The following is a 26,524-nucleotide window of genomic DNA, read 5'->3' as shown; positions in this document are numbered from 1 at the left end:
AAGCAACGAACGCCTCCGGCCATCGCTCTTTGCCGGTAATGAACTTATCGGCGACTCCCGGAGCCACTTCAATCCGGCGTTTCAACGCTGCTTCTCTTCCACTACCCCTGGCCCACGACTCCTGTTCCACTAACCTTATCCACTAACCCTCTGCAAGCAACCCAGTCAGAACAGCAGAGGCGTCGGCAATGTGACGCCGATCATCCTGACGAACAGCAGCCATACCGCCGCCCCCACCAGCAGCGGGACGATCAGCAGGCTCTTGTAGGTGGCGTTGGGCGCCAGCATGGCCACCAGCACGCCATTGAACGCCACGGTAGCGACCACCAGCCCCACGTTGAGCACCAGCCAGAAGTAGACCACGGCGCCGCCGAGCATCAAGGCCACGGCGACCCCGACACCCACCAGATCCTGATTCTCGGCACCGGGCCGCTCCAGCGCGCTGAGCCGGCCCTTCAGGGCGAACAAGCCCAGGGCGGCCAGCACCCAGACGCCGGCGGCGAGCAGGAAGTAGTACGCCGTCTGCGGCATGATGTAGGAAGGCACCAGCGGTGCCGGGCGCCAGGCGCCGTACTGGATATGCAATAAGCCAGCGATGCCCAGCGTCAGCATCAGGGCTGCCGAAAGCAGCTCTTTCACCATCGTGCGGTTCATTTCCCGGCCCTCATTCATTTCCTCGCCCTCAGGGCGAAGGTGAATAGCATGATCAGCGCAAAGGCGGCGACGTAGAAGCCGATGGCGATGGGGCTCTTGAGCAGCACCCACCAATCGCCTCCGCCCATGATCATCGACTGCCGTAGCGCCCGCTCGGCCCCGGGCCCGATGATGAAGCCGAGTACCAGCGGCGCCAGCGGGAAGCTCATCAGTCGCAGCGTCACACCGAGCAAACCGGCGAACAGCAGCACCCACACGTCCATCACCGAGTTGTTGGCCGCGAAGGTACCGACGATCGCTAGGATGAAGACTGCCGGGATCATGTAGCCGGGCTGAATCATGGCGATGCGCGAGTAATAGGGCAGCAGGACCTTGCCCAGCAGCAGGTTCACCAGGTTGGCGAAGATCAGCGTGAAGAACAGCGCATAGATGATCGCCGTATGGTCGGTGAGCAGGCTCGGCCCCGGGGTCATGCCCATCAGGATGAATGCCGCACCGAACAGCGCCGCGGTGGCACTACCGGGAATGCCGAAGGCGAACAGCGGAATGAAGGTGGAGCCGCAGGTCGCGCTGTTGCCGGACTCGGCGCTGGCGATACCCTCCAGCGAACCCTTGCCGAACTCCTCGGAGCGGCGCGAGAAGCGCTGGGCCAGGCCGTAGCTCATGAAGGCCGCCAGCGACTGTCCCGCCCCCGGCAGCGCGCCGATGAAGGTGCCCACCGCGGCCCCGATATAGGTGGCCTTGAGGGTCGACTTGAATTCGGCCCAGCTGAGTTTGTCCTTGCTGATATCGTAACCTTGCAGCAGGCTGGCCTGCTCGGCCACGTCGTCCATCAGCTTGTCGACCTTGCGCCGCCACAGCTTGGCGCCCTGGAACACCACCTCCGAGATGGCGAAGATGCCGATCAGCACCGGAATCAGGCTCAGCCCCCCGGACAACCCGGGCATGCCGAAGGTGAGGCGAGAGGCCCCGGTGATGGGGTCGCGCCCGATCATCGCCAGCAGCACGCCAATGGCAGCCACCGCCAGGCCCTTGGCCACCATGCCCTGGCTCAGAGCAGCGATCAGAATCAGCGAGAAGGCATAGAGGGCAAAGAACTCGATAGGCCCGAAGGTCAGCGCCACCGCCGCCAGCGGTACGGCGATGAAGATCAGTACCAGGTCGCTGGTGGTATCGCCGATGACGGAGGAGTAGAGAGCCGTGTGCAAGGCCTTGCTCGGATTGCCCTTGAGCTTGGCCTGGTAACCGTCGATGCTGGTCGCCGCGGCACCGGGCGTACCTGGCACACCGAAGGAAATGGCGGCAATTGAGCCACCGAACAGCCCGCCCTTGTAGATACCCACCAGCAGGCCCATGGCCAGTGCGGGTTCGAGAAAGAACACGAAGGGCAACAACAGGGCAATCGCCATGTCACCCGACAAGCCCGGGATCGCCCCCAGGGTGATACCCAGCAGCACTCCCAGGAAAACGTACATCAACACATAGGGGTGGAAGGCCAGTGCACTGGCCTCGATGACGATATCCAACATCCGCACTCTCCCACGAGGCTGGAACGATCACGACGCCACGACGGGGCCGGCAAGCCGGCCCCGTCCATGGAGCGTCAACCTGTAAGGTTCAGCCTTCGCCGATGGCTGCGAGTACTTCCCTGACGCGCTCGGTGGTGTCGCGATAGACGGTCTGAGCGCTCTCGAGCCCCTGGACGTTTTCCAGCCCTGCCGAGGCCTGGCGCCCCATGGCCTGAGCGGTATCGCTTTCGAGCCCCGTCATGATGCACTCGGAGAGTTCCTGCTGAATCGACTCCGGCACCGACGAGAAGGTGTAGACCAGCAGCGGCGCCTCGAACGACACGTCGTAGCCGGCTTCCTTGAAGGTGGGCACGTCCGGCAGCACGTCGGAACGCTCATCGGCAAAGACGCCGATGGCGGTGACTTCGCCATTGTTGACGTTGGAGACGATCGAGGGCGGCAGCGTCATGCCCAGGTCGATATGGCCGCCCAGGATCATGGTGCGAGTCTCGCCGCCGCCGGTGGTCGGCAGGTGGACGTTCTGGATGCCGGTTTCCAGCTCGAGCAGGACCAGCGGCAGGTGCACCAGGCTGAGCGGATCCGCGTGACCGAACACCAGGCTGTTGGGCTCGGCCTCGGCCAGCTCGATCCAATCCTTGATGGACTGGATGGCGTGGTCGGCCTTGGCGTAGACGGTGGGTTTCCAGTCGGTCAGGTGCACGACGGGAACCCAGTCCTCTACCTCCCAGGGAGTGTCCTCGGTCAGCGTCTGGGTAATGGTGGCAGAGTAGTCCGCCATGAGGATGGTATGGCCGTTGGGCTCGGCATCGGCCACGAACTGCAACCCTTCCATGCCGCCTGCCCCGGGCATGCTGACCACATCGATCCGGCTGCCGCAGTGCTCCGCGGCATTGGCGGCGATGATGCGGGCCGTGATGTCGGTGCTGCCGCCGGCGCCATAGGGCATCACGATGCGGATGGGGCCATCGCCCAGGCTGGGCTCCGAGGCCAGAGCGCTTCCTGCGGAAAGCGTGAGAAGAGCCGCGCTTACGGCGACTGCGGTTTTTGTCATCTTGAAGGACATGTCGAAGCTCCATCTTTATTGTTGCTTATGGAAATACCACCGCTCATGAGTCAGAGCGACAGTCCTCCTATTAACCCTATGCAACTGGAGAGGAGCGGACTTGTCCGTTTCTATGATTGTGTTGTCGATTCCGAGGAAAAAACCGCAAAAGCCATTAACGCTCTAAATATATTCCACCTAAACACCAAATAATCGAAGAATAATTTGCGATATATTCGACTCGAACGATATGAATAATAAAAGAGATCGGTGCCACTGCCGGACAGGCAGTGGCACCGGGTATACGTCTTACACCACCAGCGGCGTGACGAAGAAGGCAATCAGGAAGGCGGTACCCAGGCGCATGACAATGCCCAGCACCGCGGCGCCCATGGCCTCGCGCTCGGTGAGATCGGAGCTCTCCGCCCACACCACCGGCACCTGGCCGAACACGGCGGAGAGCGGCAGGCCGGAGGAAGCCAACACGAACGACCCTACCACCAGCGAGGGGTCGAGATCGGCGGCAATGTTCTGCAGCTGCCCCATGGCCAGGGTCGGGCTCACCAGCACCGACAGCACGCCGGTTTCCGGATGGATGTTGAACAGCAGCATGACCTTGCCCAGGCCCGCCTCGATCGGTGCCCAGACGCCGATGTAGTCGAGCACGCCGATCACCGCGAAGACCAGCGCCACGGCAGGAATCAGGATCAGCAGCAGCAGCTCCACGCCTTCCCGTGCGGCGCTGAACAGCGTGGGCATGAAGTCGCGCTCGGGAGTGAAGGTCGGCAGGTGGCCGATCTCGACCCGCTTGACGTCACGGTAGAGCACCTTGGAGAGAATCAGCGGCACGATCACCAGCGGCAGGAACACCGCCAGCAGCACCACGGCAAAGACGTTCACCCCGGCAAAGGTCAGCGCCATCAGCCCCAGCATGAAGGTGGAGAACGACTGCTGTGACTGCACCATGGTGGCCACGGCCAGCTTCTGCTCATCCTTGGTGGCCCCCGCCTTCTTGAGGATCGGGCCGGAGATCTTACCCGCCGCGTTGATGTCGCCAAAGATGTTGTAGACGCTGGGGATGATCACCGCCGGGTTGACACCCAGCAGCTTCATGGCGGGCACGAAGATGCGCACCAGCGCATCGGTGAAGCCCAGCCGCTCCAGCAGCCTGCCGATGATCACACTGACGATGATGGCCGTGCCGACCACGCCGGTAAGGAAGACGTCCACCACTACCGGTCGCACGGAGTTGAGGATCGCGTTGAACAGCCCCGAGAGGCTGGTGGGTGAGAGCAGCAGCATCAACAGGCAGATGCACAGCAGCACGATGCCGACCACTTCGATGCGTTTCCACGCCCGCTTGTTGGCCGGTAGCCCGAGCTCCTTCTTGTCCGGGCTGGAGTCTTCAGGGGTAGTCACGGTGGTTTTCATGACAGTGCCTCTGTTGTTATTGAATGGACCGTTATTGAATGGACTGTTATTGAACGGACTGTTATTGAATGGGCGCTTGGGGAGAGCATAACGGCAAGTGGTGCCGTCATGTCTCGCTCAATGCATGCTTGCCCAGCAGGTGGCTCGCCGACATCTCCCGCGCATAGGCCTGCATCGCCTCGTTGCCCACCCGACGCACCGGCGTGGAGGTGACCCGATCACGGAACAGCACCACTTCCACGCCTTCGAGCAGCTCGTCCAGGGCGTAGGCCAGGGGCAGGCCGTTCTCGAGGATCTCCATGACGTGACAGTTGCCGACCAGGAAGTTGAGGCCCAGCTCCCGGGCCGTCTCGATCAACGCATGGCCGCCGTAGACGCGGCTGATCGAGGCCAGCACGGTATCCACCCCAGGGTTTTCGGCCACCGCCTGGCGCAGGTTCTCCGGCGAGAAACCGGTGTGCGGAAAGATGTGCAGGATGTGCTCGACCGGGCTATCCCGCTCGCCCAGATGGATGAAGCCCCGGGTCTCGACGCTGGTCTCGCGGATCTCCTCGATGCCGCGCACCAGACGCTCCTCTGCCAGCAGGGCGCGGTCCTGATCCAGCGCCATGAAGCCATCCAGTCGGTCGAGAATGTCGCCCAGGGTGTTAATGCCCGGCAGCGCACGCCCCACGAACATGATGTTGCCATGAACGCCACCGTAGGAGATGCTGCCCTTCTCCACCTTGTGCCCGTGCAGGAAGGGAATGCCGGGGTGCAGACCGTGGAACGCCTCATGGCACTCCAGCCCCGCTACGTCGTAGAGGTCGAGATAGTTCTTCAGCGTCACCCCGCCACAGCTGGCGGCGTCGGCGATGGGGTGATGCGCCACCACGGCATCCACCCCGGTGGCCCCGGCCAGCTCGATCACCAGCTCCGTCATGGTCATGCACACGGCGACCTTCTTCACCTCCTTGTTCGGGTCGCCGTAGATCAGCCCCGGAATCTCCAGCACCTCCTTGCCGTAGATGCCCGACGATTTCATGATCACGAAGGGGTGATTGCCGCTCTTTACCTCGTCCATGGACGACACCGTCCTGCCGCCCGTGATCACACTCATCGCATTGACGATATCCGCTACCTTGGCCATCGTTGTTCTCCTCGCATCAGCCATAAAAAAAGACCGCCAGCACAGCGAGAGGCGTAAAGCCTCCCACTGCGCTGACGGTCTCGAGCACTCGCCTTCTCAGGGCGAGTTCACATCACCAGTCAGTCTTGCCTGCGGAGTTGCGGACCAGGCCCGACGCCCAAGCGTCAGAGGTAGTCGCGCACATCCTTCTTCAGTACCACCACCGTGGCGGAAAGCTCGGCTTGGGCGTCGTAGTCCTTGAAGATGGACAGGACCTCGAAGCCGTACTTCGCCACCAGCAGCTGCTTGAACTCGTGCTTGAATCCCTTGATGAGATAGTGGTCGGCCAGCTCGCTCACGTTGCTGTTGAGCACGTTGAGGTAGCCGAGCGCCGGTACCCGCTTGTGCAGGGCGATGACGAGAATCCTGTCGCCCTGGATGTCCACCTTTTGGCGCACCACGCCGATACCGAAGATGCGATGGTTGACCTCATTGTAGTCCTTGATCAGTTCCTGCTTGAGCTGGCCCAGGGAACCGATACCCGAGGTATCGGCATGTGTGGTACCTGTGCTCGAGAAGTCGCTGCTCAAGGCGCTCATGGGGGTCGACCTCATCTCGATTCGGCTGGCTACCAGAGAACATCTGGTATACCAATCTCATGCAAGCTCCAGCCTAGTCAAGCGGTAAAAATCTGTCAACAGGAAATAATCGATTATTCGTTATTGGCCTATCTCTTTGAACACCGCGACGATCGAGGTTGTGACTGCAACGAAACATGGCCCACCGGGAACATTCAAGGGCCCAGCCAACGCGCCCCTTCGGTATACCAATCCTTTCGATCACGATGCGTCTACCGCTTCCGCCGAGGCGCCCTTGACGCGACGAATATGATTGATGACCCCACCGCTGGCGAGCAGCTCACGCTGACGCGGCGTCAGACCGTGGTGCAGGCGTAGTGTGCCCTTGCCCACCACCTCAGCGGTGAGTTCGGCCCCGGCGGCAAGCTGGGCGTGCAGGTCGCGTATCACCAGGCTGTCGCCCTGCTCCAGCCGCCCGCCATCGCGCTCATCCACGAAGGTGAGCGGCAAGGCGCCGAAGCAGATCAGATTCTGCCAGTGAATGCGCGCGAAGCTCTTGGCCAGCACTACCTGCAAACCCAGATAACGCGGCACCAGCGCGGCGTTCTCGCGACTCGAGCCCTGGCCGTAGTTGTGGCCGGCCACGATGGCGTGGCCACCGAACTCTCGTGTCGCTTCGGCACGCCGGGCATAGTCCGCGTCCACTGCCTCGAAGGTGAACGGCGCCGAGGCGTAGACGCTGCTCCAGTAGGGCATGACCCGCTGCCCCGCCGGCATAATGTCGTCAGTGGAGACGTTATCGCCAGTTACCAGCAGTACCGGAATCTCGAGAGTATCGGGCAGCACGGTGAGTTCAGGCAGAGCCGGGGTGTTGTCGGTTTTCTGCAGCGGCTTGAGACGCGCCTCGGCAAGCGGCAGCGGCGGCACGAACACATCGCGGTTGACCACCATCTGCGCGGGCTCGGCGATGCGAGGATAGGGCATATCGAGGCTGCGCGGGTCGGCGATGGTGCCGGCCAACGCCGAGGCGGTAGCGGTCTCCGGACTGCACAGGAAAACGCTGTCTTCACGAGTGCCAGAGCGTCCCGGAAAGTTGCGCGGGACGGTACGCAGGCTGTTGCGCCCTACCGCCGGGGCCTGGCCCATGCCGATACAGCCGTTGCAGCCGGTCTGGTGCAGCCGCGCCCCGCTGGCTACCAGATCGGCGAGATAGCCGTCGCGGATCAGCGTTGCCAGCACCTGGCGCGAGGATGGATTGATGTCCAGCGAGACCCCGTCCGCCACGGTGCGCCCACGAACCATTTCCGACACCACGGCGAAATCGCGATAGCCGGGATTGCCCGAGGAGCCGATGTAGGCCTGGTGCAGCGGCTCACCGACCACCTCGCGCACCGGCACCACCTTGTCGGGGCTGGAGGGTAACGCGATCAACGGCTCGAGAGATGACAGGTCGAGCACCTCTTCGCGGTCGTAGGTGCAGCCGGGCTCGGCCGCCAGCGGCTTCCAGTCCGCCTCGCGGCCGCGGGACGCGAGGAAGCGCCGAGTCTCCTCGTCGCAGGGAAAGACCGTGGCGGTAGCCCCCATCTCGGTACCCATGTTGGCCAGTACGTGGCGGTCCATGGCGGAGAGATTCGCCAGGCCCGGGCCGTAGTACTCGATGATGGTGTTCTTGCCGCCGGCCACCCCATGACGCCGCAGCAACTCGAGAACCGCATCCTTGGCCGAGACCCAGTCGGGCAAACTGCCCTCCAAGCGGATGCCCCAGATCTCGGGCATGGTCAGGTAGAGCGGCTCGCCGGCCATGGCCATGGCGACTTCGATGCCGCCGGCCCCGATGGCCAGCATGCCCAGCGAGCCGGCCGCAGTGGTGTGGCTGTCGCAACCGACGATGGACTGGCCGGGAATGCCGAAGTGTTCCATATGCACCGGATGGCTGATGCCGTTGCCCGGCCCGGAGTACCACACGCCGAAGCGCTCGCAGGCACTCTTGAGGAACAGGTAGGTCTCGGCGTTGAGGTTGTCTGCCTGGACCAGGCCGTGATCGATGTACTGCACGCTGGGCTCGGTCTTCACCCGATCTAGCCCCATGGCTTCGAGCTCGAGCATCACCAAGGTGCCGAGCACGTCCTGCAGCAGAGCCTGATCGATGCGCAGGGCGATCTCGCTGCCCGGCGTCATCTCGCCTTCGACGAGATGGTCGCGAATCAGCTGCTGGGCCAGGTTGAGGGGCGTGGATGGTGCCGTCATTGTTGTTGGTCTCCTGTCACGGTAAAACTTGGGCGTACATTTCAGCGGGCCGGCATTGAATAGCGCCGATCCGACTTGCCGGCCTTCACCACCTGTCCGGGGGTATCATGGCCGACCAGCCCCGGCAGCAGGGCGGAGGCCGCCAGCAGCGCGTCCAGGTCGACGCCGGTGGAGACGCCCATCTGCTCGAACATGTGCACCAGGTCCTCGGTGCACACGTTACCGGTCGCGCCGGGAGCATAGGGACAGCCACCCAGCCCGCCGAGGGAGGCATCGAAGCGGACGATGCCCGCCTGCCAGGCGGCCAGGGCATTGGCCAGCCCCATGCCACGGGTATTGTGGAAGTGCAGCGTGAAGGGAACGTCGGGGAAGCGCGCCTGCGCCGCCTCGCAGAGTCGTGCCACCTGGGCCGGGTTGGCCATGCCGGTGGTGTCGCACAGTGTCACTCCCTGTACTCCCAGCGCCAGCTGGCGCTCCACCAATTCGAGCACACGTGCCTCAGGCACCTCACCCTCGAATGGGCAGCCGAAGCTGGTGGAGAGCGAGGCGTTGACGAATACGTTGCGGCCACGGGAGTCACCACGCAGCACCTTGACGATGGCGGCGAATTGTTCGAGGGACTGCTCTGGGGTCATGCGCAGGTTGGCCAGGCCATGGGAGTCGCTTGCCGACATCACCAGATTGACTTCATCCACCCGGCAATCGAGCGCCCGCTCCAGCCCCCGCAGGTTGGGCACCAATACGGTGATGCCCACGCCGTCTCGGCGCTGGATACCGCTCACCACCTCAGCCGCGTCACGCAGGTTGGGAATCGCCTTGGGCGAGACGAAGGAGGTAGCCTCGATGCGCGCCAGCCCGGTGGCGGAGAGCGCATCGATCAGGCGGATCTTGTCCGCGGTGGGCACGAAGGTGGCCTCGATCTGGAAGCCGTCGCGGGGCGCCACCTCGTTGATTTGCAATTGGGTCATGATAGGTCCCGTGTCGGTCGAGGGGTCAGATGATGCCCGCAGCGCGCAGTTTGGCGCGGGTCTCGCTGTCGATGCCCAGCTCGTCGAGCACCTCGTCGGTGTGCTGACCCAGGGCCGGGCCGCCATTGCCCAGACGCCCGGGGGTGGCACTGAGCCGCGGCAGCACGCCGGGCACCTTGAGCGGCTTGCCGTTGGGACGGGTGATGGTCTGTATCATCTCCCGCGCCAGATAGTGCGGGTCGCTGGCGATATCGGCAGCGGTATAGGGGTAGCCGCAGGGCACCCGGGCGTCATCCAGGGCGGCCAGGATGGCGTCGCGGTCGCGCTGACAGGTCCACGCCTCGATGGCGGCATCGATCTCCTCGGCGCGCCGGGCCCGGCCGTCGTTGTGGGCCAGCCCGGGATCTTCGGCCAGGTCCCGGCGACCGATCACACCCATCAGCCGCTTGAAGATGCTGTCGCCGTTGCCGGCGATCAATACGAAGTCGCCGTGGCGGGTACGGTAGGCATTGGAGGGGGTAATCCCCGGAAGAGCGCTGCCGCTGGGCTCGCGCACCTCGCCGGTGGCGTCGTATTCGGGCAGCAGACTCTCCATCATGGCGAACACGGACTCGTACAGCGCCACGTCGATCTCCTGGCCCAGGCCGCTGCGAGCGCGCTCCTGCAGCGCCAGCAGCGTGCCGATCACCGCATAGAGGGCCGACAGAGAATCGCCGATGCTCACACCGACCCGAACTGAGGGCTCGCCGGGCTGGCCGGTGAGGTAGCGCAGCCCGCCCATGGCCTCGCCGATCACCCCGAAGCCGGGCTTGTCGCGGTAAGGGCCGCTCTGGCCGAAGCCAGAGACGTGCACCATGATCAGCCCCGGATTGTGCTCGGCTAGCGCCTCGTAGCCGAGCCCCCAGCCCTCGAGCGTGCCGGGGCGGAAGTTTTCCACCACCACGTCGGCCTCGGCTGCCAACCGACGCACCATGGTCTGCCCCTCCTCGCTGCGCAAGTCCAGCGTCATGGAGCGCTTGGTGCGGCTCTGAACATGCCACCATAGCGAGGTGCCGTCCTCGATGATTCGCCACTTGCGAAGGGGGTCGCCCGTGCCCGGCGGCTCGATCTTGATCACGTCGGCGCCGAACTCGCCCAGCAGTTTGGTGGCGAAGGGACCGGCGATCAGCTGGCCGAGCTCGAGAACCTTGAGACCGGCAAGTGGGAGCTGGCGAGACGCGGGGCTGGGCATGAAGTGCCTCCTGGCAGAACCCTGTGAATTCCAGTGAGGATGTGCCAGCGCAACCGCTCCTACAATTAGAGAATGGGTAACTCTGGTTTCGCTTGACACGAAACCAGGGGTAGGATGACTCATATTGCACCTGGAGCCTTGCCATGCGCCGCTTCGATTTCGTCACCCTTCGTCTGTTCGTCGCCATCGCCGATGAGGGGCAGCTGACGGCAGCCGCACAGCGCGAGCACATGGCCCTGGCCGCCGTGAGCAAACGCGTCAGTGATCTCGAAGCCATGGTCGGCAGTGAGCTGCTCTATCGCCGTTCCCGCGGCGTCGAGCTCACCCCCGCCGGTCAGGCCTTCCTGCACCACGCGCGCCGCATCCTCGAGGACGTCGCCCGCCTCGAAGCGGAGCTCAGCGAATACGGCGAAGGGGTTCGGGGCCATGTGCGCATCCACTCCAACACCTCGGCAATCATTGCCTTCCTGCCCCAGGACCTGAGCGCCTTCTCGCGTGAATACCCTCAGATCAAGCTCGACCTTCAGGAGCGCAACAGTGCCGAGGCGATCAGCGCCGTGCAGGATGGCATCGCCGATGTGGGCATCTTCGCCGGACACGTAGCAGCCGACGGCCTCGAGGTTCGCCCCTACCGGCACGACCAGTTGGTGCTGGTGACACCCGAGGATCATCCTCTCTCTCAGCGCGAACAGCTGTTCCTGCACGAGGCCACCGAGCACGACTTCGTCGGGCTGCAGCAGGACACCTCGCTGCAGTCGCTGCTGCATGAGCAAGCCAATCAGGCCGGTCGCACCCTGCGCATGCGCATCCAGGTACGCAGCTTCGATGCCATCTGCCGCATGATCCACCACGGCATGGGTATCGGCGTGCTGCCCCAGCGTACGCTGTATCGGGACCTGCGCGACCTGCGCCTGCGTCTGATACCGCTGGCCGACGACTGGGCACGCAGGGAGATCGTGATCGGCATGCGTCACTACGAAACGCTGCCGGTAGTCGCCCGGCACCTCGTCGATCACCTGCTGCAGCCGCGCCAAGCACAAGGCACCTCTTTCTTCGACAAAAGTTGAACAGAACTTAAACCAGTCTGATCAGACCCACGGCCAGCCCAGCTCGCCTGCCATGAATGGCACCAGCCTCCCTCCTCCTGGCTCCTACTTGAGTCAGTAAAACAAGCAGATAGCTCGCAAATACAAGGACTGATCACCGAGCCGGGCGATTGCCCAAGCAGGTCGTCACGATGTTGATCAAACGTTTGGTTTCGCCTGCTACGAAGGCAGGTTAATGATTCGTCAATATACACACCGCCCCCCAACCATTATGAATTCAATGTCGCCAGGACATTTTCTGGCCCGCGACATGACGTCTGCGTCACGACCGCAGAACAACACGACTACACAAGAGCACCCCTAACAGAACAACAAGCCAAACACCGAGAGGACATAACAATGACATCGTTTACCCGCAAGGCACGCCTGCTGATACCTGCCTCACTTCTGGCCATCGGTAGCCTCGGCGTCACGAGCGCCCAGGCCAATACCTCCCTGAACATAGGTGCCGTACCCACCGGTACCGGCTGGTTCTTCGGTATTTCCGAAGGTGCTCGCGTCATCAGCGCCAACACCCCCTATGAAATCACCGTGCGAGAGACCGGCGGCACCCGCGAGAACGCCATTCGCCTGACCCGCGGAGAACTCGACCTGGCCTTCACCGAGGCCTTGGTGGGCTACGAGATGTACAACGGCACCGGCCGCTTCGAAGACACCCCCAATCCCGATGCCCGCCTGATCTACTGGATCGCCCCTTCCACCATGCACTGGGCGGTACGCGAGGACTCCGGCATCGAGGACTTCGAAGGGCTCGACGGCCAGCGCTTCAACCCCAGCAGCATCGGCGGCGGCGGTGAATACATCACCGAGCTGGTGTTCGACATCCTCGGGGTGGCGCCCGACTTCCAGCGCATGCGCATCGACGATGCCGCCGAAGGCGTGGTCGACGGCCGCCTGGTTGGCTTCAGCTACAACGGGGTGCCGCCGATTCCGGCCTTCACCGAGGTCCACTCCTCTCGCACGCTGCGCCTGCTGTCACTGACCGACGAGCAGGTCGAACAGGTAACGGCAGAGTTGCCCTTCCTGGCCGGTACCGTGATTCCCGAAGGCACCTATCGCGGCATGCCCGATGCCACCTCGCTGGGTATCTACATGGGCGTCGCGGCCAATGCCGATCTCAGCGACGACACCGTCTACGAGATCACCAAGGCCTATTGGGAGAACCACGAGCAGGTGGCCAACTCCTTCAAGCCGGCCGAAGGGGTGACCCCGCAGACCGTGATCGACAATGCCACCTTCCCGCTGCATGCCGGCGCCCTGCGCTACTACCAGGAACTGGGCCTCGACATCCCCGAGGAGATCATTCCCCCCGAAGCCCAGTGATCCAGGCGCCTCCGCGGGCCTGGCGCCCGCGGAGGTTATCGTCGCCCTTTTCCTGACGCACCGCCCCTGACTCGATGCCGCGGTGCGGGAGTCATCCGAATGATGGACACCCCAGCAAATTCCAAAGTCGTTGAGAAATACTCGGAGGACTCGGGCAAGCGTCAGCTCGCCGGCTTCTGGTTCATGGTGACGCGCCTCGCTGCCGTATCCATGGCGCTGTTCCACCTCTACACGGCCGTTACCGGTCCAGTGAACACTCAGAACGCCGTGCACCTGCTGTTCGCTCTGCCGTTGATCTTCCTGGCATACAGCTGCCGGGGGCGCGATGCCAAGCGCGTTCCCTGGTACGACATCGTGCCGATCGCCCTGGGCGTGATGGTCAGCGCCTACTACGTGATGCACTTCGACCGCATCATCTATCAGCTGGGCTACCTGATGCCCACTACGTTGGACCTCTTCTTCGGCGTGGCGGCCATCCTGCTGTTGCTGGAAGCCTGCCGGCGCGCCATCGGTCTGGCCTTTCCCATCCTGGTGCTGATCGCCCTGGCCTACGCCGCCTTCGGCAACCATCTGCCCGGGGTGTGGGGGCACGGCGGCTATCGCTGGGACGACCTGGTGGCCACCTTCTACATGAGCCCGACCGGGGTCTACGGCAGTTTGATGCGCACCTCCTCCACGGTGATCGTAATCTTCATCATGTTCGGCGCCCTGCTGGTCACCACCGGCGGCGGCGATAGCTTCATGCGCCTCTCCAACGCCGCCACCGGGCGCATGTCGGGGGGCCCGGCCAAGGCCGCCACCCTGTGCAGCGCCATGTTCGGCAGCATCAGCGGCAGCACCGCGGCCAACGTCGCCACTACCGGGGTATTCACCATTCCGCTGATGAAGAAGAACGGCTACAGCCCGCGCTTCGCCGCCGCCACCGAGGCCTCGGCCTCCACCGGCGGGCAGATTCTGCCGCCGATCATGGGCGCGGCCGCCTTCGTCATGGCCGACGTCATCTCGACCAGCTATCTCAACATCATCAGCGCCGCGTTGATCCCGGCATTGCTGTTCTATCTCGCCATCTGGATGAGCGTGCACTTCGAAGCCAAGCGCCTGGGCCTCAACCCGATCCCCAAGTCCGAGCGGCCCACGCTGCGCCAAGGCCTCTACAACATCGAGACCCTGGTGATCCCGCTGATCGTGCTGATCACGCTGCTGGTGATGCGTTACACCCCGACCACCGCCGCGGTGGCGGCCTACTTCACCGCCATGGCGCTCTACCTGTTCTCCTGGCGCAGCCCGGGTACCTTCGTCGAGCGCCTGAAGTCGCTGCCCGCCGCCCTGGAGGCCGGCGCCATGACCGCCGCCATGATCGCGGTGATCATCGGCAGCGTGGCGATCATCGCCGCGGTGATCAGCCTCACCGGCCTGGGGCTCAAGGTCTCATCGGTGATCCTCATCGTCAGCGGTGGTGACGTGCTGATCACCTTGCTGCTGGCCATGGTGGTGGCGATCATCCTCGGCATGGGCCTGCCCACCGTGGCCGCCTACATGCTGGCCGCTTCGGTGGTGGCAGCAGCCTTCGTCGAGGCTGGACTGCCGAGCCTCTCGGCACATCTGTTCATTCTCTACTTCGCCATTCTTTCCGGGGTCACCCCGCCGGTGGCGCTAGCAGCCTACATCGGCGGCGCCATTGCCGGCTCGCACTGGTTCCGCACCGCTCTCACCGCGACCAAGATCTCGCTGGGCGGCTTCCTGATCCCCTTCATGTTCATCTACCACCCGCCGCTGCTGGGCGACGGCACTGGGCTGCAGATCGCCCTGGCCGTAGGCAGCGGCGTGCTCGGCATCACGGCACTGGCGGCCTCAACCATCGGCTACTTCCTGCGCCCCTGTTCGTGGCTGGAGCGCGGCCTGCTACTGGCGGCGGCACTAATGCTGATCAGCGGCCAGCTGGTTACCGATGCACTGGGCATCGCCCTGATCGGCGGCGTGTGGGCCTGGCAATATCGCCTCAACCGCAGCACATTAGGAGCCTCTTCTACTCCCCTGGCCAGCAAGGAGCCTGCCCCATGAAGATCGTGATTCCCGACGACTACCAGGACTGCGTGCGCCATCTGGATGCCTTCGCCAAGCTCGAGGGGCATGAGGTCACCATCTACGACGACACCGTGACCGACGAGGACGCCCTGGTGGAGCGATTCCAGGATGCCGACGCCCTGGTGCTGATCCGCGAGCGCACGCCGATCACCGAATCGCTGCTGGCCCGGCTGCCCAATCTCAAGGCGATCAGCCAGACCGGCGGCGGCGCGGCCCACGTCGACATGGCCGCCTGCAAGCGCCACGGCGTCACCGTGATGGCCGGCACCGGTTCGCCCTACGCTGCCGCCGAGCTCACCTGGGGCCTGGTGCTGGCCGCCATGCGCCACATTCCCGAGGAGTTCGAGAACCTGAAGGCCGGCCGCTGGCAGCGCACCCTGGGTACCGGCCTCAAGGGCCGCACGCTGGGCATCTTCGGCTACGGCAAGATCGGCAAGCTGATCGCCCGCTATGGCCAGGCCTTCGAAATGAACGTGCTGGTGTGGGGCCGCGAGGGCACCCGCGCCCGCGCCGCCGAAGCCGGCCTCGACGTGGCGGGCAGCCAGGCCGAGCTGTTCGAGCGCAGCGACGTGCTGAGCCTGCACCTGCGCTTGAACGACGACACCCACGGTATCGTCAGCGCCGAGGATCTCGCGCGCATGAAGCCCACGGCGCTGCTGGTCAACACCAGCCGTGCACCGCTTATCGCCGCGGGTGCGCTGGAGGCAGCGCTGCGCGAAGGCCGTCCGGGGCGCGCCGCGGTAGACGTCTTCGAGGAGGAGCCGGTGACAAACCATCCGCTGCTCGCGCTGCCCAACTTCCTCGCCACGCCCCACCTGGGCTACGTGGAGAAGGACAGCTACGAGCTCTACTTCGGCGATGCCTTCGACAACCTGCTGGCCTTCGACGCGGGCCGGCCGGTGAAGAATCTGGCCGAGTGAACGGGCAAAACAAGGAGAAACACCCATGTCTTCACGCCAGGCCAAGACCTCACGTCAGGAGAGTCTCGATCAGGCAGGGCTCGCCACTCGCCGCGAAGTGCTGGGCGACGCCTATGTGGACGCCGCCCTCTCCCAGGTGGATGACTTCAGCTGGCCGATGCAGGAGCTGGTCACGCGCAACTGCTGGAACGACATCTGGAACCGCCCGGGGCTCGCCCGCCCCACCCGTAGCCTGATCAACATCGGCATGCTGGTGGCACTCAACCGGCCTCATGAGCTCAAGGTGCACCTGCGCGGCGCGCTCAACAACGGCTGCAGCGAGGAGGAGATCCGCGAGGTACTGCTGCAGTGCGTGCCCTACTGCGGTTTTCCCGCCGCCATCGACGGCCTGCGCGTGGCGCGTGAAGTGATCGCCGCCTATCGCGAAGAGCAAGGCCGATAGCTACCACGACAAGCGATAACCACCACGACTAGCGATAACCACAACACAAAGACAAGCAAGGAGACACGCCATGAAAATGCCCCGCTCACTCCAGCCTGCCCTCAAGCCGCTTGCCGCGGCGGCGCTCGCCGTCGGCCTGGCCGCACCGGCAACGGCTCAGGAAGCCGTCAGCATCGGCGTGGCACCGGCCGCTTCCGGCTGGTACTTCGGCTTCTCGGAGCTCTCGCGGCTGGTCAGCGCCGACTCGCCCCTTGAGATCTCGGTGCGCGAGACCGGCGGCTCGCGGGAGAATGCCATTCGTCTCGGCCGCGGCGAGATCGACCTGGGCCTGATCGATGCGCCGGGTGCCTATGAGGCCTACACCGGCACTGGGCGCTACGAGAACGACGCCATCGAACAGATGCGCATGGTGCTGTGGGTGGCACCTTCGACCATGCACTGGGCGGTGCGCCAGGACAGCGGCATCGAAACCTTCGAGGATCTGGACGGAGCGCGCTTCAACCCCAGCAGCATCGGCGGCGGCGGTGAGTACATCACTGAGCTGGTGTTCGATGCCCTGGGCATTGCACCTGACTTCCAGCGCATGAGCATGTCGGACGCCGCCGATGCCGTGGTGGACGGGCGCATCGTCGGCTTCAGCTACAACGGCATTCCGCCGATTCCGGCCTTTACCGAGGTGCACTCCTCGCGTCCGCTGCAGGTGCTCTCGCTGACCGACGAGCAGGTGGCCACCGCCACCGAGGCGCTGCCGTTCCTCTCGGCCACCGAGATTCCAGAGGGCACCTACCGCGACATGCCGGCGGCCACTACCCTGGGCACGTACATCGGCATCGCCGCCACCAGCGATCTCTCCGAAGATGCCGCCTACGAGTTCACCCGCGCCTATTGGGAAAACATCGAGCGGTTGGGCCAGACCTTCGCCCCGGCCCAGGGCATGACGCCGGAAATTTCGGCGGAGAACACCGCCACGCCGCTGCATGCGGGCGCGCTGCGCTACTACCGCGAGATCGGCATCGAAGTGCCGGAGGAGCTAGTGCCGCCGGAAGCGGAATAAGCGCAGCCCCATGAGCGAGACTGCTGTCGATGGCCAACCATCGGCGGCATTCGCTCGGCCAGCCCACTCGCTCGGGCATGCTGGTCTAGTCTTCGTGAACTCTTTGCGCAACCATGAGGCAACACTCCATGCCCAAGCACATCACCTACTACCTGAGCCTGGTATCACCGTGGACCTACCTGGGCCACGAACGGCTCGGCGAGATCGCCACCCACCACGGCGCCACCATCGACTACGTGCCGGTCTCGGTCAGCGGCATTTTCCCAAGAACAGGCGGGCTACCGCTGCCCAAACGCGCGCCGGAACGTCAGGCCTATCGCCTGGTCGAGCTGAAGCGATGGCAGAGTGTGCTTGGCGTTCCACTCACCGTGGAACCGAAACATTTTCCCACCGACGACCGACCGGCGGCGCGCCTGGCACTGACTGCCAAGGCCCAGGGACACGACATTGCCAAGCTCACGCTTGCCATTCTGCGAGCCTGCTGGGCGGAGGAACGTGATATCGCCGACCTAGCCACCCTGCGCGAGATCGCCAATGCCTGCGGCCTGGACGGCCAGGAGCTGTTGGATGAGTCGGAGACGCAAGGGCAACAGCGACTCGACGCGGCCTGCGAGCAGGCCATCGCCGCTGGCTGCTTCGGCGTTCCATGGTATGACGTGGAAGGCGAGCCGTTCTGGGGGCAAGACCGCCTCGCACTGGTGGAGAAGAAGCTCAGCGGCGAGCTTTGATCGCGGCGGCTAAGCCAGGCGCTCAGGCATGTCAACGTTCATCGCTTGGCACAGCAGAAACGTGCCAAACGCAGCCAGTCCGGGCAAGCCTGGGCCGTCACAGGGCGCCATGATCAAGGCGACGAGTTCGTCTCGTTGGTTCGATCATCCGCTTCGACCATGACAGGAGGTCGTCATGAGACTGTCCACTTTCGTACTTTGCCTTGCCTTGTTCGCCGTGTCGGGCGCCGCAGTGGCTGAACGCCCTTCACCCGAGGATAATCTCTTCCAGACGGCGCAAACCGGCACCAGCTCGCGCCCTAACGTCGTGAGCAGCTTCGACGAAATCGATACCGACCATAACGGGTATATTTCCACTACCGAAGCCTCTCGAGCCTCCATGGCATCCAGCTTCGGCTCTCTGGACCGCAATCTGGATGGCATGCTGTCCCGTGAGGAGTACGAAGATCACTTCAAGGATCACTAAGTTGCACCTATCGACACGAGTGTTCACGCATCTCGTGTCGATAGGAGATTTTTCACTCCACTCATACTGAAAATTGATGTCAGTCGCACAAAAGCGCTGACCTATACTGTGCTCGGTACCCGATCCACCCAACCCAGCGAGCGACTTCCACGCCAGTCGTACCCGGGACTTCCGATTCATTCGGCAGCGAAGCGATGATTCCGTACACGAGCAGGACCGCCACCCATACCGCCACCCTGTCAGACTTGCGGGACCAGTTGATAAAGCTGCTGGACGACGCCGAAGCCGCTCTGCCAAGGGGCCAGGAAGCAGTGCGCGCCAGCCTGCTCGAGGCCCTTAACCTGCTTAGCCAGACCCCACCGGAAGTCTGGCCGCAGGGCTCCTTGCATGGCGGTCTGGCCGGCTGGCAAGTGAAGCGCGTGGCCACCTTCGTCGACACCCATCTGGACTCGACCATCCACGTCATCGACATGGCGTGCCAGGCTCGCCTGAGCCTCAGCCACTTCTCACACGCCTTCAGGCACACCTTCGGCGAGCCGCCGCTGGCCTATGTGACGAGACGACGCCTGCTGAAGGCCTGCGAGATGATGCGCTCCGGCACCGAGCCGCTTTCGAGCATTGCGCGCGAATGCGGCTTCTACGACCAGTCGCACTTCACCCGCCACTTTCACCGCCGACTGGGCATGACCCCACAGAGCTGGCGCCGTTTGCATGCCGAAGAACCCAACGACTGAGGCAGCCGGCAAACCTGTCGCCGTGGTGGCAATTTCTCACGCCGGCCGTTCCAGACCGAACAGATCGGTCGTGCGAGCATAGTCGCTGCCCGCCATACGCCCGATGGGCTTGAGCGCCTCGACGCTCACGTGACGGCCGTTCCAGACGGCATCGTCGATATGGATCGACACCACCTCCGCCAGCACCAGACAACCCGCCATGGGCTGGTCACCGAAGCGCTCGATCTTGCGCAACCGACAGCCGAAGGCCACCGGCGCCGCTACCACCCGCGGCACCGAGAGTCCCGGCATGGTCACCTTCTCCAGCCCCGCCAGGGCGAACTCGTCCTCCCCCGCCGGCAAGCTGGCGCTGGTGGCATTCATTTCATTGACCAGCGCCTCGCCGCTGATGTGCACCACGCACTCCGGCACCTGCTCCAGGTTTCGAATGGTGTCCTTGGGCTGGCCTTCGCCGTTGAGCAGCGGCGAGAATCCCAGCACCGGCGGCGCCACGCTCACCACGTTGAAGAAGGAGAACGGCCCCAGGTTGGTGCGTCCTTCGGCATCCTGGGTGGACACCCAGGCGATGGGACGCGGGCAGATGGTGCCGCAGAACAGGCGATAGATGGCCCCGCTGCTCAGCGGAGCTTCTTCCAATAGATAGTCGCTCATGGCCAGCCCTTGTTGCAGTCGATAAGGCCTCCCATCCTACACCGCTCGACAGGCTGCTCAATGCGGCTTCGCCAGCCCGGATCATCAGTATTCGCGTCTGATGCAGTCGCCCCGCCTGCGCAACTCAATGTTCAAGCAACACAAGCAGCCGAATTCGACCCCCCAAAACAACGCATCGATAGGAACAGGCAATAGTTCCAGAGGAATGACCCTATCGGCATTGCCGCTGCCTCCCTAGGCTTATCTACATGACGCTCTTGCTCAGGACGCACGATTGAGTCGCCCACTCAAGCCTCGCAAGAGAGTCGTTACAGGCCACCAGCAGGAGCTGTCTCTCATGAATAAAGTCACTCTTCTCACCGGCGCCAGCAGCGGTATTGGCGCGGACACCGCTCGGCTGCAGCACAAACCCCTCGCCACTCTCGTTCTCATCGCCACGATGCTTCTGCCCCTCGCAGCACAGGCCACAACGACCGAAGCGCGCAGTGCACGAGGTGCCGAAATGATCCTTCATCTCAATAACGGAGAAGCACAGCCTAACCTAGAGGCAATGCGCGGGGAGTTTCCTTTCCTCGCCGAAGCGACGGAGGCCTATGCCTTAGGCGATGTCTGGGGGCGGGATGTACTCGACGACCGCACACGACAGCTTGCCGCTGTCGCCGCTATGGCCGCCCTGGGTGAAGTCGGCATGATGCGCGTTCATGCCAGCTACGCACTCAATGTCGGCGTTACGGAAGAGGAGTTGAAGGAGATCGTTTACCTGATCACCGTACCGGCCGGGTTTCCACGTGCCATTGCTGCCTCGCAAGCGCTTTCCGAGTTGTTCTCGGAGCGACGCTCGAGCGCTGTCGAGTGAAAGATGATACACACCAGACATGGCCGCCAACCTAGAGCGCTACTGTGCGCCGTTCTCGCCACTATCTTGATGAACAGTGACGCACTGGCGGAAAACATACCAAGAGAACACCTCATGGCAGATCACCCTTATGTTGGCATGTGGGTCACCGACGATGGTTTCATTCGCCACGAACTGCTGCCGAATAACCGCTATGACGAAGCCCGAGGTGAGCGCGAGAGCGCCTACCAGGGTCGCTACCGCGTGACCGGCAATTACATCGAGTATTGGGACGATACCGGCTTCACCGCTGACGGCGAATTCATTAATGGCGTGCTCTATCACGCCGGGATGGTGCTACGACGGGAATAGTAATATCCGCACCCCTGACTCCCCATATGCCAGTTGCGGGCGATCGCTCAAACGCCGTTAGAATTGTTCTACACCAACAAACTTAAATACCTAAAATCGCTGGAGATCTTATATTGAAAACCATAAAGCATAGCGCTATGAAAATAGGTGCAACTATTGCACTTATACTCTTGAACCCTTTATCACACGCCAAGGACCAGCACGACTCCAAACCACATGAGGCCGCCAATGAGGCGATCATTCGTCAGGCATTCGAGAACTGGCAGCAAGGGCGTGGTAACTTCTTTGACTTACTATCAGAGGACGCAAAGTGGACGATCGTTGGCTCCAGCCCGATCTCGGGGACTTATCGATCTAGACAAGAGTTGATCGAGCACTCTGTCATACCAATCAATGACCGATTGTCATCGTCGATCACACCCCATGTGCGACATATAATCGCGGAAGGCAGCATTGTCGTGGTATTTTGGGATGGAAGCGCCACTACGCTTGATGGAAACCGCTATGACAACAACTATGCGTGGCATATGATCATGGAAGATGGAGAGATCAAAGAGGTCACAGCGTTCCTCGACACTTGGCAACTGACCAAGCTTCTTGAATAGCTAAGCCAAGACTCGGACAAAAAATCTTCAGGAGTGTAATTCCTAGATAACGTGGCTGCATCTTCTTCGCCCATCGATAGAGAAGAAAAAGCCCATCAACAAGGAGTCTGATTTCATGAACTCATAAAACGTCACTCTTTGAGCCACCCTTTTTTGCTAGGCGGTGACGGCAACTTTTACCACAAGAAGCAAATAGCTTATTCGGTGAATTAGGAAATGTCCGCTTAAGGACGGATGAATCCGCTTTGCCTATTACCCTAAGATCATCAAGGAACCTTTCATGTTCAAGAAAACACTACTCGCCACCTCTGTGGTTGGCGCTTTGGCGGTGTCTGCCATTAGCCAGGCGGCAACGGTCTATGATCAGGACGGCACCAAGGTAGATGTCTATGGCCGTATCAACTATATGGTCACGAGCGGAGGCTATCAGGATCTTTCGCCAGGTGCTGAGAAAGTCAGCGGTAGCGAGTTTCAAAATAACAAGTCCCGCTTCGGCTTCCGTGCCAACCATGAATTGAGCAGTGACCTCAGTGTCTTCGCGCGTATGGAGTTCCGCTTCAACGCTGACGCTCAGAACACTTCCCCCATGACCATCCGCAACAGCTTCCTGGGCCTGAGAAGTCAGCAGCTGGGAACCGTGACCATCGGGAACTTCGATAGCGTCTACTTCCAGGCGATTTCCAGTCTGTTCGATGTCTACGAGAACGAAGGATTCATCGGCCTTGACAGCGGCTCGGTGGGCTCGCGTGGCGACACGCTTGCCTACTCCTCGCCGGTGTTCAACGGTCTTCAAGGCCACGTTCAGGTCAAGCACCTGAGCGGCAATGACGCTGTGATTGGTGCCCAGGATAACAGCTCGACGACTTCAGCAGCCGCGGCCCTCAGCTACACTTGGAACGACCTCTACCTGGCAGCGGGCTACAACCAGTCCAAGGATGTCTCCGACCGTGGTGCCAGCTACGATGGCGGTCTCAACAACACTGCCGGTGAAGACATCTGGGGCGTTGCCGCCCAATACGAGTTCCTTCCCAACTTCTCCGCCCGTATCCGCTACGAGGAGCTGGGCTCGGTCAATGACGATGCGTCCGACAGGGCCATTAAAGAGCTCTTCAGCCTGGGCGCTACCTTCAACTATGGCCAAGGGAACATCTATGCCGATGTCTATGACATCAGCTATGTCGGGGAAGGCGTAAGCAGAAATAACCCCTGGGCAGCCGGTGTCGACTATCGTTTCATGCCGATGCGCATCTACGCTGAAATCTTTGATGCAGATATCAGCGGTGAGAATATCGACGATAGCCTTCTCTACACCGTTGGTATTCGATACGACTTCTAAGTCGATCTGAAGAGTCCGGCTTTCTCCGCTACCGGATCAAAGCCGGACAGGTAAGTCTGATAGTCATCTTGATGTTGCTTTTTTAGATACTGTTTCTACTTTGCCGACAGCGAAGCTGTCGGCTTTCTTCATTAGTAATCGGGCGATTGGGACAGTACCTGCCAAAGGAGACGGATCTCTCCGTGTACAACCAGGCGGAGCTTGATGATATTGCCGACTCATTGAAGACCCGGCCTCGCAAGGCCTTGGACTGGCGAACGCCGTTGGAAGTCTACGCCGAGGTGCGCAAGAAATTTGTTGCCGGGGCGAACACCTTTCAATAGGTGTTGCACTTGGAACTGGAGACCGACCATCTTCAGGAGTGAAGACCCAAGAGCCAGCGCATGCGCTGGCTCTTGGTTTTCTTGGATGGCTCGTAACTGACGCCGTTACACCACGTTAACCCACTGCTCGCTGAGGGACCAGAGCTGCCTGGCCCTGTCGGCGTCGAGCGCGTAGGACTTCACACCGTCGGCAAAGGGGTTGGGGGTATCGTCGATCGGAGCGACCGCGCAGTCTTCGAGGTAGCGCCCGCCAATCTCGTCCTTGTCGGCCACCACGGCCGCCCAGACCGAGGTGGCGGCCGCCTGAGGAATCTCTTTCAGCTCGAGTGGGGGAAGACCCGCATCGGCGCGCGCTTTGCCCACCGTCTCGAAAAGCTCCTGCACCGCCTCCGGAGAAAAGTGACGAGCGAGATCCGTCATGCTGTTCCCCGGCATCACCGAGGCCGCGCGGATTCCACGATCCCGATGCCGCCGGTCGAACTCCACGGCGAAGAGAGACATGGCCGTCTTCGATTTGCCATAGGCGACAAACGGGTAGTATTCCTGGCGCTCGAAACCAGGATCATCCAGGTCGACATCGGCGACGCGGTGCGCCTGGGACGAGAGCATCACTACGCGGGCATTGTCGGCGAGCAGCCGTTCGATCCGTGTGATCAAGGCGAAATGGCCAAGATAATTGGCGGCAAACTGAAGTTCGAAGCCGTCCACCGTCTTTTCGAACGGCGTGGCCATCACTCCGGCGTTGGCGATGATGGCATCGAACGGCGTCCCGTCAGTCAGCAGCTTGTCCGCACAGGCGCGAACGCTTTGCAGGGAAGCCAGATCGAGCTCGACTAGCGCCAGGTTGCCCCCGCCCTGCGACGCAGCGTCACGAACCGCTGCCGTAGCCGCCTCTGCTCTGGCGAGGCCCCGTACCGCACCGATGACAGTAGCGCCCTTGGCCACGAGCGCACGGGCCGTTTCGAGCCCGATACCACCCGATATACCCGTAACGAGGAATCGCTTTCCCGTGAGATCGATGCCGGCAAGCACTTCATCGGCGGTCGTCTTTGCACCCAATTTATCAGTCATGTCTTTTTCCTCTACCGTGTAGGGGCTTCTTCGCCCCTCTTCTTGATGCTTAGATTTGGACTCCACCAGCCACGTCCAGTACGGCGCCGCTGATGTAGCCCGCGTTGGGTCCTGCCAGGAAGCAAACCGTCGCCGCCACCTCCTCCAGAGTGGCGATCCGGCGGATGGGATGAAGATCCATCAACGTTTCCGGCACGTTGTGGGCCACTTCCGCCGCCATATCCGTCGGCATGATGCCCGGCTGCACGACATTGACGGTGATGTTGCGCGGGCCAAGATCGCGCCCGACACCTTTCGCATAACCCACGATGGCGGCCTTGGTGCCCGCGTAATCCGCCACGCCGGGGAAGGCCACACGGCTGGCGATCGCCGAGCCGATGAAGATGATGCGTCCCCCGTCCGAGAGCTGGCGTGCGGCGGCCCGCGTGGTTGCCACCGCGCCGAGCACGTTGATGTGCCACTGGCGATCGAGCGCCTCGGCATCGAGTGAAGGATCGTCGACCAGCTTGCCCTGCACCGCGATGGCGGCGTTGTTGACAAGAATGTCGAGCGTGCCGAAATGCGAGACCACGTCATTGATCAAGGCGGCGGCAGAAGAGGTATCGGCCTGGTCGCTCCTGATCGCGATGGCCCGAACCCCTTTTGCCTTCAGCTTCTCGACCACAGCCTCGGCCTTCTCGACAGAGGCCACGTAGCTGATGGCCACGTCCGCCCCCTGTTCGGCAAACGCTTCCGCAATGGCCGCCCCAAGCCCGCGCGACCCGCCGGTGACGAGTGCCACCTTGCCCCTCAATTCCTTCTGCATAACCACCTCTCTCAACGTGGAGGAACGATTCCGTGAGAAAGGAATCGAATTCAATAACGAACGTTACTATAACGAACGTTATTGAATTGGACTGAGGGCGTCAAGAAATTTAGTATCGATTGGTATGAAAAAGAGGAGGCGATCCGATGGGACGTCAGCGCGAATTCGATGTGGAGCAGGCGCTGGACGCGGCCCTCTGTATGTTCTGGCGCAAGGGCTATGAGGGCACGTCGTACACCGACCTGACGCAGGCCACGGGTGTCGAGCGCCCGGGGCTCTACTCGGCCTTCGGCAACAAGGAGGCGCTGTTCCGTCAAGCGATGGAACGCTACTTCACACACTACCTGGACTACTTTCCGGCTGCGCTGGAGCAGCCGACCTCACGAGAGGTGGTGGAAGAGATCTTTCGTGGGGCGGCAGATCTGCATACCCGCCATCCCGACCGCCCGGGGTGCCTCGGTATTCACGGCGCCCTGGCAGGCTCGGACGATGCCGAGCCCATTCGTCAGGCGCTGATCGAAGCCCGTGCGAAGGGTGAGGTCATGCTGCGCGAGCGCTTCGAACGGGCCAAGCAGGAGGGGGATCTGCCGCCGTCGGCTAACAGCGCCGTGCTGGCCGCCTACGTCATGACCGTGCTGCACGGCATGGCGGTGCAGGCCAAGGCCGGCTTCAGCCGCGATGTTCTGGAAGCGGTTGTCGATCAGGCCTTGTCGACTTGGCCATCAAAAGTTGCCTAGTCCAGTGATAATAGGGGCTGGCTATATAGTCGGGCAGCCAGAGTACTCCCGAGCTCGCCAGGCCGGCGCAAGATAAACGTTTCCATCATCGGCAGAGACCCTATAGTGGCCTTATACCTTGATGCCGGCTCCATTACCGTGAA

General features: G+C 62.4%; 26 protein-coding genes and 1 pseudogene. 15 read left to right on the top strand and 12 right to left on the bottom strand.

Translation table 11 applies throughout. The annotated features are described in order from the left end of the window. Positions 1–165: 165 nt before the first annotated feature. The 9 genes from HOP58_RS07045 to HOP58_RS07005 form a co-directional block, all read right to left on the bottom strand. On the bottom strand, positions 166–654 hold the full coding sequence (locus HOP58_RS07045; protein WP_234259947.1) for a tripartite tricarboxylate transporter TctB family protein: 489 nt from the start codon (positions 652–654) through the stop codon (positions 166–168). Positions 655–668: 14 nt separating this feature from the next. Continuing rightward, positions 669–2,183: a tripartite tricarboxylate transporter permease gene (locus tag HOP58_RS07040; RefSeq protein WP_234259946.1), complete on the bottom strand. Its 1,515-nt coding sequence runs from the start codon at positions 2,181–2,183 to the stop codon at positions 669–671. 88 nt (positions 2,184–2,271) lie between these two features. Continuing rightward, positions 2,272–3,246: a tripartite tricarboxylate transporter substrate binding protein gene (locus tag HOP58_RS07035; protein WP_234259945.1), complete on the bottom strand. Its 975-nt coding sequence runs from the start codon at positions 3,244–3,246 to the stop codon at positions 2,272–2,274. A gap of 288 nt (positions 3,247–3,534) precedes the next feature. Next, a complete protein-coding gene (locus tag HOP58_RS07030; protein WP_234254392.1) occupies positions 3,535–4,656 on the bottom strand; it encodes a hypothetical protein in 1,122 nt (373 codons plus the stop codon). Between the two features lie 106 nt (positions 4,657–4,762). Continuing rightward, positions 4,763–5,785, bottom strand: a complete 1,023-nt coding sequence (locus HOP58_RS07025; RefSeq protein ID WP_234259944.1) for a Nif3-like dinuclear metal center hexameric protein — start codon at positions 5,783–5,785, stop codon at positions 4,763–4,765. Positions 5,786–5,949: 164 nt separating this feature from the next. Beyond that, the gene (locus tag HOP58_RS07020; protein ID WP_234259943.1) at positions 5,950–6,363 is read right to left on the bottom strand and encodes a Na-translocating system protein MpsC family protein; all 414 of its coding nucleotides are present in this window, start codon (positions 6,361–6,363) and stop codon (positions 5,950–5,952) included. A 240-nt stretch (positions 6,364–6,603) separates the two neighbouring features. Continuing rightward, positions 6,604–8,589 carry an aconitate hydratase gene (locus HOP58_RS07015; protein WP_234259942.1) on the bottom strand — a complete coding sequence of 662 codons (1,986 nt, stop codon included), beginning with the start codon at positions 8,587–8,589 and terminating at the stop codon, positions 6,604–6,606. A 41-nt stretch (positions 8,590–8,630) separates the two neighbouring features. Then, positions 8,631–9,557 (bottom strand): hydroxymethylglutaryl-CoA lyase, encoded by a 927-nt coding sequence (locus tag HOP58_RS07010; RefSeq protein ID WP_234254388.1) that lies wholly within the window; start codon positions 9,555–9,557, stop codon positions 8,631–8,633. Between the two features lie 25 nt (positions 9,558–9,582). Continuing rightward, complete coding sequence (locus HOP58_RS07005) at positions 9,583–10,788, bottom strand: CoA transferase (protein WP_234259941.1); 1,206 nt, start codon at positions 10,786–10,788, stop codon at positions 9,583–9,585. Positions 10,789–10,931: 143 nt separating this feature from the next. Between HOP58_RS07005 and HOP58_RS07000 the strand changes: the two genes are divergently transcribed. The 9 genes from HOP58_RS07000 to HOP58_RS06960 all read left to right on the top strand — a co-directional run bounded on the left by HOP58_RS07000 (position 10,932) and on the right by HOP58_RS06960 (position 19,646). Further along, complete coding sequence (locus HOP58_RS07000; RefSeq protein ID WP_234259940.1) at positions 10,932–11,855, top strand: LysR substrate-binding domain-containing protein; 924 nt, start codon at positions 10,932–10,934, stop codon at positions 11,853–11,855. A gap of 378 nt (positions 11,856–12,233) precedes the next feature. Continuing rightward, positions 12,234–13,217 carry a TAXI family TRAP transporter solute-binding subunit gene (locus HOP58_RS06995; RefSeq protein ID WP_234254385.1) on the top strand — a complete coding sequence of 328 codons (984 nt, stop codon included), beginning with the start codon at positions 12,234–12,236 and terminating at the stop codon, positions 13,215–13,217. Between the two features lie 99 nt (positions 13,218–13,316). Then, positions 13,317–15,278: a TRAP transporter fused permease subunit gene (locus HOP58_RS06990; RefSeq protein WP_234259939.1), complete on the top strand. Its 1,962-nt coding sequence runs from the start codon at positions 13,317–13,319 to the stop codon at positions 15,276–15,278. Beyond that, a complete protein-coding gene (locus HOP58_RS06985; protein ID WP_234259938.1) occupies positions 15,275–16,222 on the top strand; it encodes a D-2-hydroxyacid dehydrogenase family protein in 948 nt (315 codons plus the stop codon). Before HOP58_RS06990 ends, HOP58_RS06985 begins: the two co-directional genes overlap by 4 nt. Positions 16,223–16,247: 25 nt before the next feature. After that, positions 16,248–16,664, top strand: coding sequence for a carboxymuconolactone decarboxylase family protein (locus HOP58_RS06980; RefSeq protein ID WP_234259937.1), 417 nt, complete (start codon positions 16,248–16,250; stop codon positions 16,662–16,664). A 70-nt stretch (positions 16,665–16,734) separates the two neighbouring features. After that, complete coding sequence (locus HOP58_RS06975; RefSeq protein ID WP_234259936.1) at positions 16,735–17,718, top strand: TAXI family TRAP transporter solute-binding subunit; 984 nt, start codon at positions 16,735–16,737, stop codon at positions 17,716–17,718. A 128-nt stretch (positions 17,719–17,846) separates the two neighbouring features. Then, positions 17,847–18,446, top strand: coding sequence for a 2-hydroxychromene-2-carboxylate isomerase (locus HOP58_RS06970; RefSeq protein ID WP_234259935.1), 600 nt, complete (start codon positions 17,847–17,849; stop codon positions 18,444–18,446). 175 nt (positions 18,447–18,621) lie between these two features. Further along, positions 18,622–18,912: an EF-hand domain-containing protein gene (locus HOP58_RS06965; protein WP_234259934.1), complete on the top strand. Its 291-nt coding sequence runs from the start codon at positions 18,622–18,624 to the stop codon at positions 18,910–18,912. A gap of 194 nt (positions 18,913–19,106) precedes the next feature. Beyond that, positions 19,107–19,646: an AraC family transcriptional regulator gene (locus HOP58_RS06960; RefSeq protein WP_234259933.1), complete on the top strand. Its 540-nt coding sequence runs from the start codon at positions 19,107–19,109 to the stop codon at positions 19,644–19,646. Positions 19,647–19,682: 36 nt separating this feature from the next. On the opposite strand, the gene HOP58_RS06955 is transcribed toward HOP58_RS06960, so the two are convergent. Further along, positions 19,683–20,297, bottom strand: coding sequence for a flavin reductase family protein (locus HOP58_RS06955; RefSeq protein WP_234259932.1), 615 nt, complete (start codon positions 20,295–20,297; stop codon positions 19,683–19,685). A 337-nt stretch (positions 20,298–20,634) separates the two neighbouring features. Here HOP58_RS06955 and HOP58_RS06950 point away from each other — a divergent pair, with 337 nt between their 5' ends. From HOP58_RS06950 to HOP58_RS06930, 5 genes and pseudogenes are all read left to right on the top strand, one after another. Next, positions 20,635–21,153: a carboxymuconolactone decarboxylase family protein gene (locus tag HOP58_RS06950; RefSeq protein WP_234259931.1), complete on the top strand. Its 519-nt coding sequence runs from the start codon at positions 20,635–20,637 to the stop codon at positions 21,151–21,153. A 114-nt stretch (positions 21,154–21,267) separates the two neighbouring features. Then, complete coding sequence (locus tag HOP58_RS06945) at positions 21,268–21,504, top strand: Atu4866 domain-containing protein (protein WP_234259930.1); 237 nt, start codon at positions 21,268–21,270, stop codon at positions 21,502–21,504. Positions 21,505–21,617: 113 nt separating this feature from the next. Further along, positions 21,618–22,109: a nuclear transport factor 2 family protein gene (locus tag HOP58_RS06940; protein WP_234259929.1), complete on the top strand. Its 492-nt coding sequence runs from the start codon at positions 21,618–21,620 to the stop codon at positions 22,107–22,109. Positions 22,110–22,389: 280 nt separating this feature from the next. Further along, on the top strand, positions 22,390–23,445 hold the full coding sequence (locus HOP58_RS06935; RefSeq protein ID WP_234259928.1) for a porin: 1,056 nt from the start codon (positions 22,390–22,392) through the stop codon (positions 23,443–23,445). A 140-nt stretch (positions 23,446–23,585) separates the two neighbouring features. Beyond that, positions 23,586–23,768: pseudogene (locus tag HOP58_RS06930) on the top strand (IS30 family transposase); the annotation flags it as partial. A 105-nt stretch (positions 23,769–23,873) separates the two neighbouring features. On the opposite strand, the gene HOP58_RS06925 reads toward HOP58_RS06930, so the two are convergent. Next, positions 23,874–24,839 (bottom strand): SDR family NAD(P)-dependent oxidoreductase, encoded by a 966-nt coding sequence (locus HOP58_RS06925; RefSeq protein WP_234259927.1) that lies wholly within the window; start codon positions 24,837–24,839, stop codon positions 23,874–23,876. 49 nt (positions 24,840–24,888) lie between these two features. Then, a complete protein-coding gene (locus HOP58_RS06920) occupies positions 24,889–25,644 on the bottom strand; it encodes an SDR family oxidoreductase (protein WP_234259926.1) in 756 nt (251 codons plus the stop codon). Between the two features lie 146 nt (positions 25,645–25,790). Between HOP58_RS06920 and HOP58_RS06915 the strand changes: the two genes are divergently transcribed. Continuing rightward, positions 25,791–26,381 carry a TetR/AcrR family transcriptional regulator gene (locus HOP58_RS06915; protein ID WP_234259925.1) on the top strand — a complete coding sequence of 197 codons (591 nt, stop codon included), beginning with the start codon at positions 25,791–25,793 and terminating at the stop codon, positions 26,379–26,381. Positions 26,382–26,524: the final 143 nt, after the last annotated feature.

Origin of the sequence: Halomonas sp. MCCC 1A11062 (assembly GCF_021404355.1) — a bacterium.
In the GTDB taxonomy this organism is placed as follows: domain Bacteria; phylum Pseudomonadota; class Gammaproteobacteria; order Pseudomonadales; family Halomonadaceae; genus Halomonas; species Halomonas aerodenitrificans.
This window is presented reverse-complemented; position numbering and strand designations above follow the sequence as displayed.

What these genes read in the sequence shown, in the direction of transcription:
- HOP58_RS07045 (WP_234259947.1), bottom strand. Translation starts at nt 654, where the DNA reads ATGAACCGCACGATGGTGAAAGAGCTGCTTTCGGCAGCCCTGATGCTG.
- HOP58_RS07040 (WP_234259946.1), bottom strand. Translation starts at nt 2,183, where the DNA reads ATGTTGGATATCGTCATCGAGGCCAGTGCACTGGCCTTCCACCCCTAT.
- HOP58_RS07035 (WP_234259945.1), bottom strand. Translation starts at nt 3,246, where the DNA reads ATGTCCTTCAAGATGACAAAAACCGCAGTCGCCGTAAGCGCGGCTCTT.
- HOP58_RS07030 (WP_234254392.1), bottom strand. Translation starts at nt 4,656, where the DNA reads ATGAAAACCACCGTGACTACCCCTGAAGACTCCAGCCCGGACAAGAAG.
- HOP58_RS07025 (WP_234259944.1), bottom strand. Translation starts at nt 5,785, where the DNA reads ATGGCCAAGGTAGCGGATATCGTCAATGCGATGAGTGTGATCACGGGC.
- HOP58_RS07020 (WP_234259943.1), bottom strand. Translation starts at nt 6,363, where the DNA reads ATGAGCGCCTTGAGCAGCGACTTCTCGAGCACAGGTACCACACATGCC.
- HOP58_RS07015 (WP_234259942.1), bottom strand. Translation starts at nt 8,589, where the DNA reads ATGACGGCACCATCCACGCCCCTCAACCTGGCCCAGCAGCTGATTCGC.
- HOP58_RS07010 (WP_234254388.1), bottom strand. Translation starts at nt 9,557, where the DNA reads ATGACCCAATTGCAAATCAACGAGGTGGCGCCCCGCGACGGCTTCCAG.
- HOP58_RS07005 (WP_234259941.1), bottom strand. Translation starts at nt 10,788, where the DNA reads ATGCCCAGCCCCGCGTCTCGCCAGCTCCCACTTGCCGGTCTCAAGGTT.
- HOP58_RS07000 (WP_234259940.1), top strand. Translation starts at nt 10,932, where the DNA reads ATGCGCCGCTTCGATTTCGTCACCCTTCGTCTGTTCGTCGCCATCGCC.
- HOP58_RS06995 (WP_234254385.1), top strand. Translation starts at nt 12,234, where the DNA reads ATGACATCGTTTACCCGCAAGGCACGCCTGCTGATACCTGCCTCACTT.
- HOP58_RS06990 (WP_234259939.1), top strand. Translation starts at nt 13,317, where the DNA reads ATGATGGACACCCCAGCAAATTCCAAAGTCGTTGAGAAATACTCGGAG.
- HOP58_RS06985 (WP_234259938.1), top strand. Translation starts at nt 15,275, where the DNA reads ATGAAGATCGTGATTCCCGACGACTACCAGGACTGCGTGCGCCATCTG.
- HOP58_RS06980 (WP_234259937.1), top strand. Translation starts at nt 16,248, where the DNA reads ATGTCTTCACGCCAGGCCAAGACCTCACGTCAGGAGAGTCTCGATCAG.
- HOP58_RS06975 (WP_234259936.1), top strand. Translation starts at nt 16,735, where the DNA reads ATGAAAATGCCCCGCTCACTCCAGCCTGCCCTCAAGCCGCTTGCCGCG.
- HOP58_RS06970 (WP_234259935.1), top strand. Translation starts at nt 17,847, where the DNA reads ATGCCCAAGCACATCACCTACTACCTGAGCCTGGTATCACCGTGGACC.
- HOP58_RS06965 (WP_234259934.1), top strand. Translation starts at nt 18,622, where the DNA reads ATGAGACTGTCCACTTTCGTACTTTGCCTTGCCTTGTTCGCCGTGTCG.
- HOP58_RS06960 (WP_234259933.1), top strand. Translation starts at nt 19,107, where the DNA reads ATGATTCCGTACACGAGCAGGACCGCCACCCATACCGCCACCCTGTCA.
- HOP58_RS06955 (WP_234259932.1), bottom strand. Translation starts at nt 20,297, where the DNA reads ATGAGCGACTATCTATTGGAAGAAGCTCCGCTGAGCAGCGGGGCCATC.
- HOP58_RS06950 (WP_234259931.1), top strand. Translation starts at nt 20,635, where the DNA reads ATGAATAAAGTCACTCTTCTCACCGGCGCCAGCAGCGGTATTGGCGCG.
- HOP58_RS06945 (WP_234259930.1), top strand. Translation starts at nt 21,268, where the DNA reads ATGGCAGATCACCCTTATGTTGGCATGTGGGTCACCGACGATGGTTTC.
- HOP58_RS06935 (WP_234259928.1), top strand. Translation starts at nt 22,390, where the DNA reads ATGTTCAAGAAAACACTACTCGCCACCTCTGTGGTTGGCGCTTTGGCG.
- HOP58_RS06925 (WP_234259927.1), bottom strand. Translation starts at nt 24,839, where the DNA reads ATGACTGATAAATTGGGTGCAAAGACGACCGCCGATGAAGTGCTTGCC.
- HOP58_RS06920 (WP_234259926.1), bottom strand. Translation starts at nt 25,644, where the DNA reads ATGCAGAAGGAATTGAGGGGCAAGGTGGCACTCGTCACCGGCGGGTCG.
- HOP58_RS06915 (WP_234259925.1), top strand. Translation starts at nt 25,791, where the DNA reads ATGGGACGTCAGCGCGAATTCGATGTGGAGCAGGCGCTGGACGCGGCC.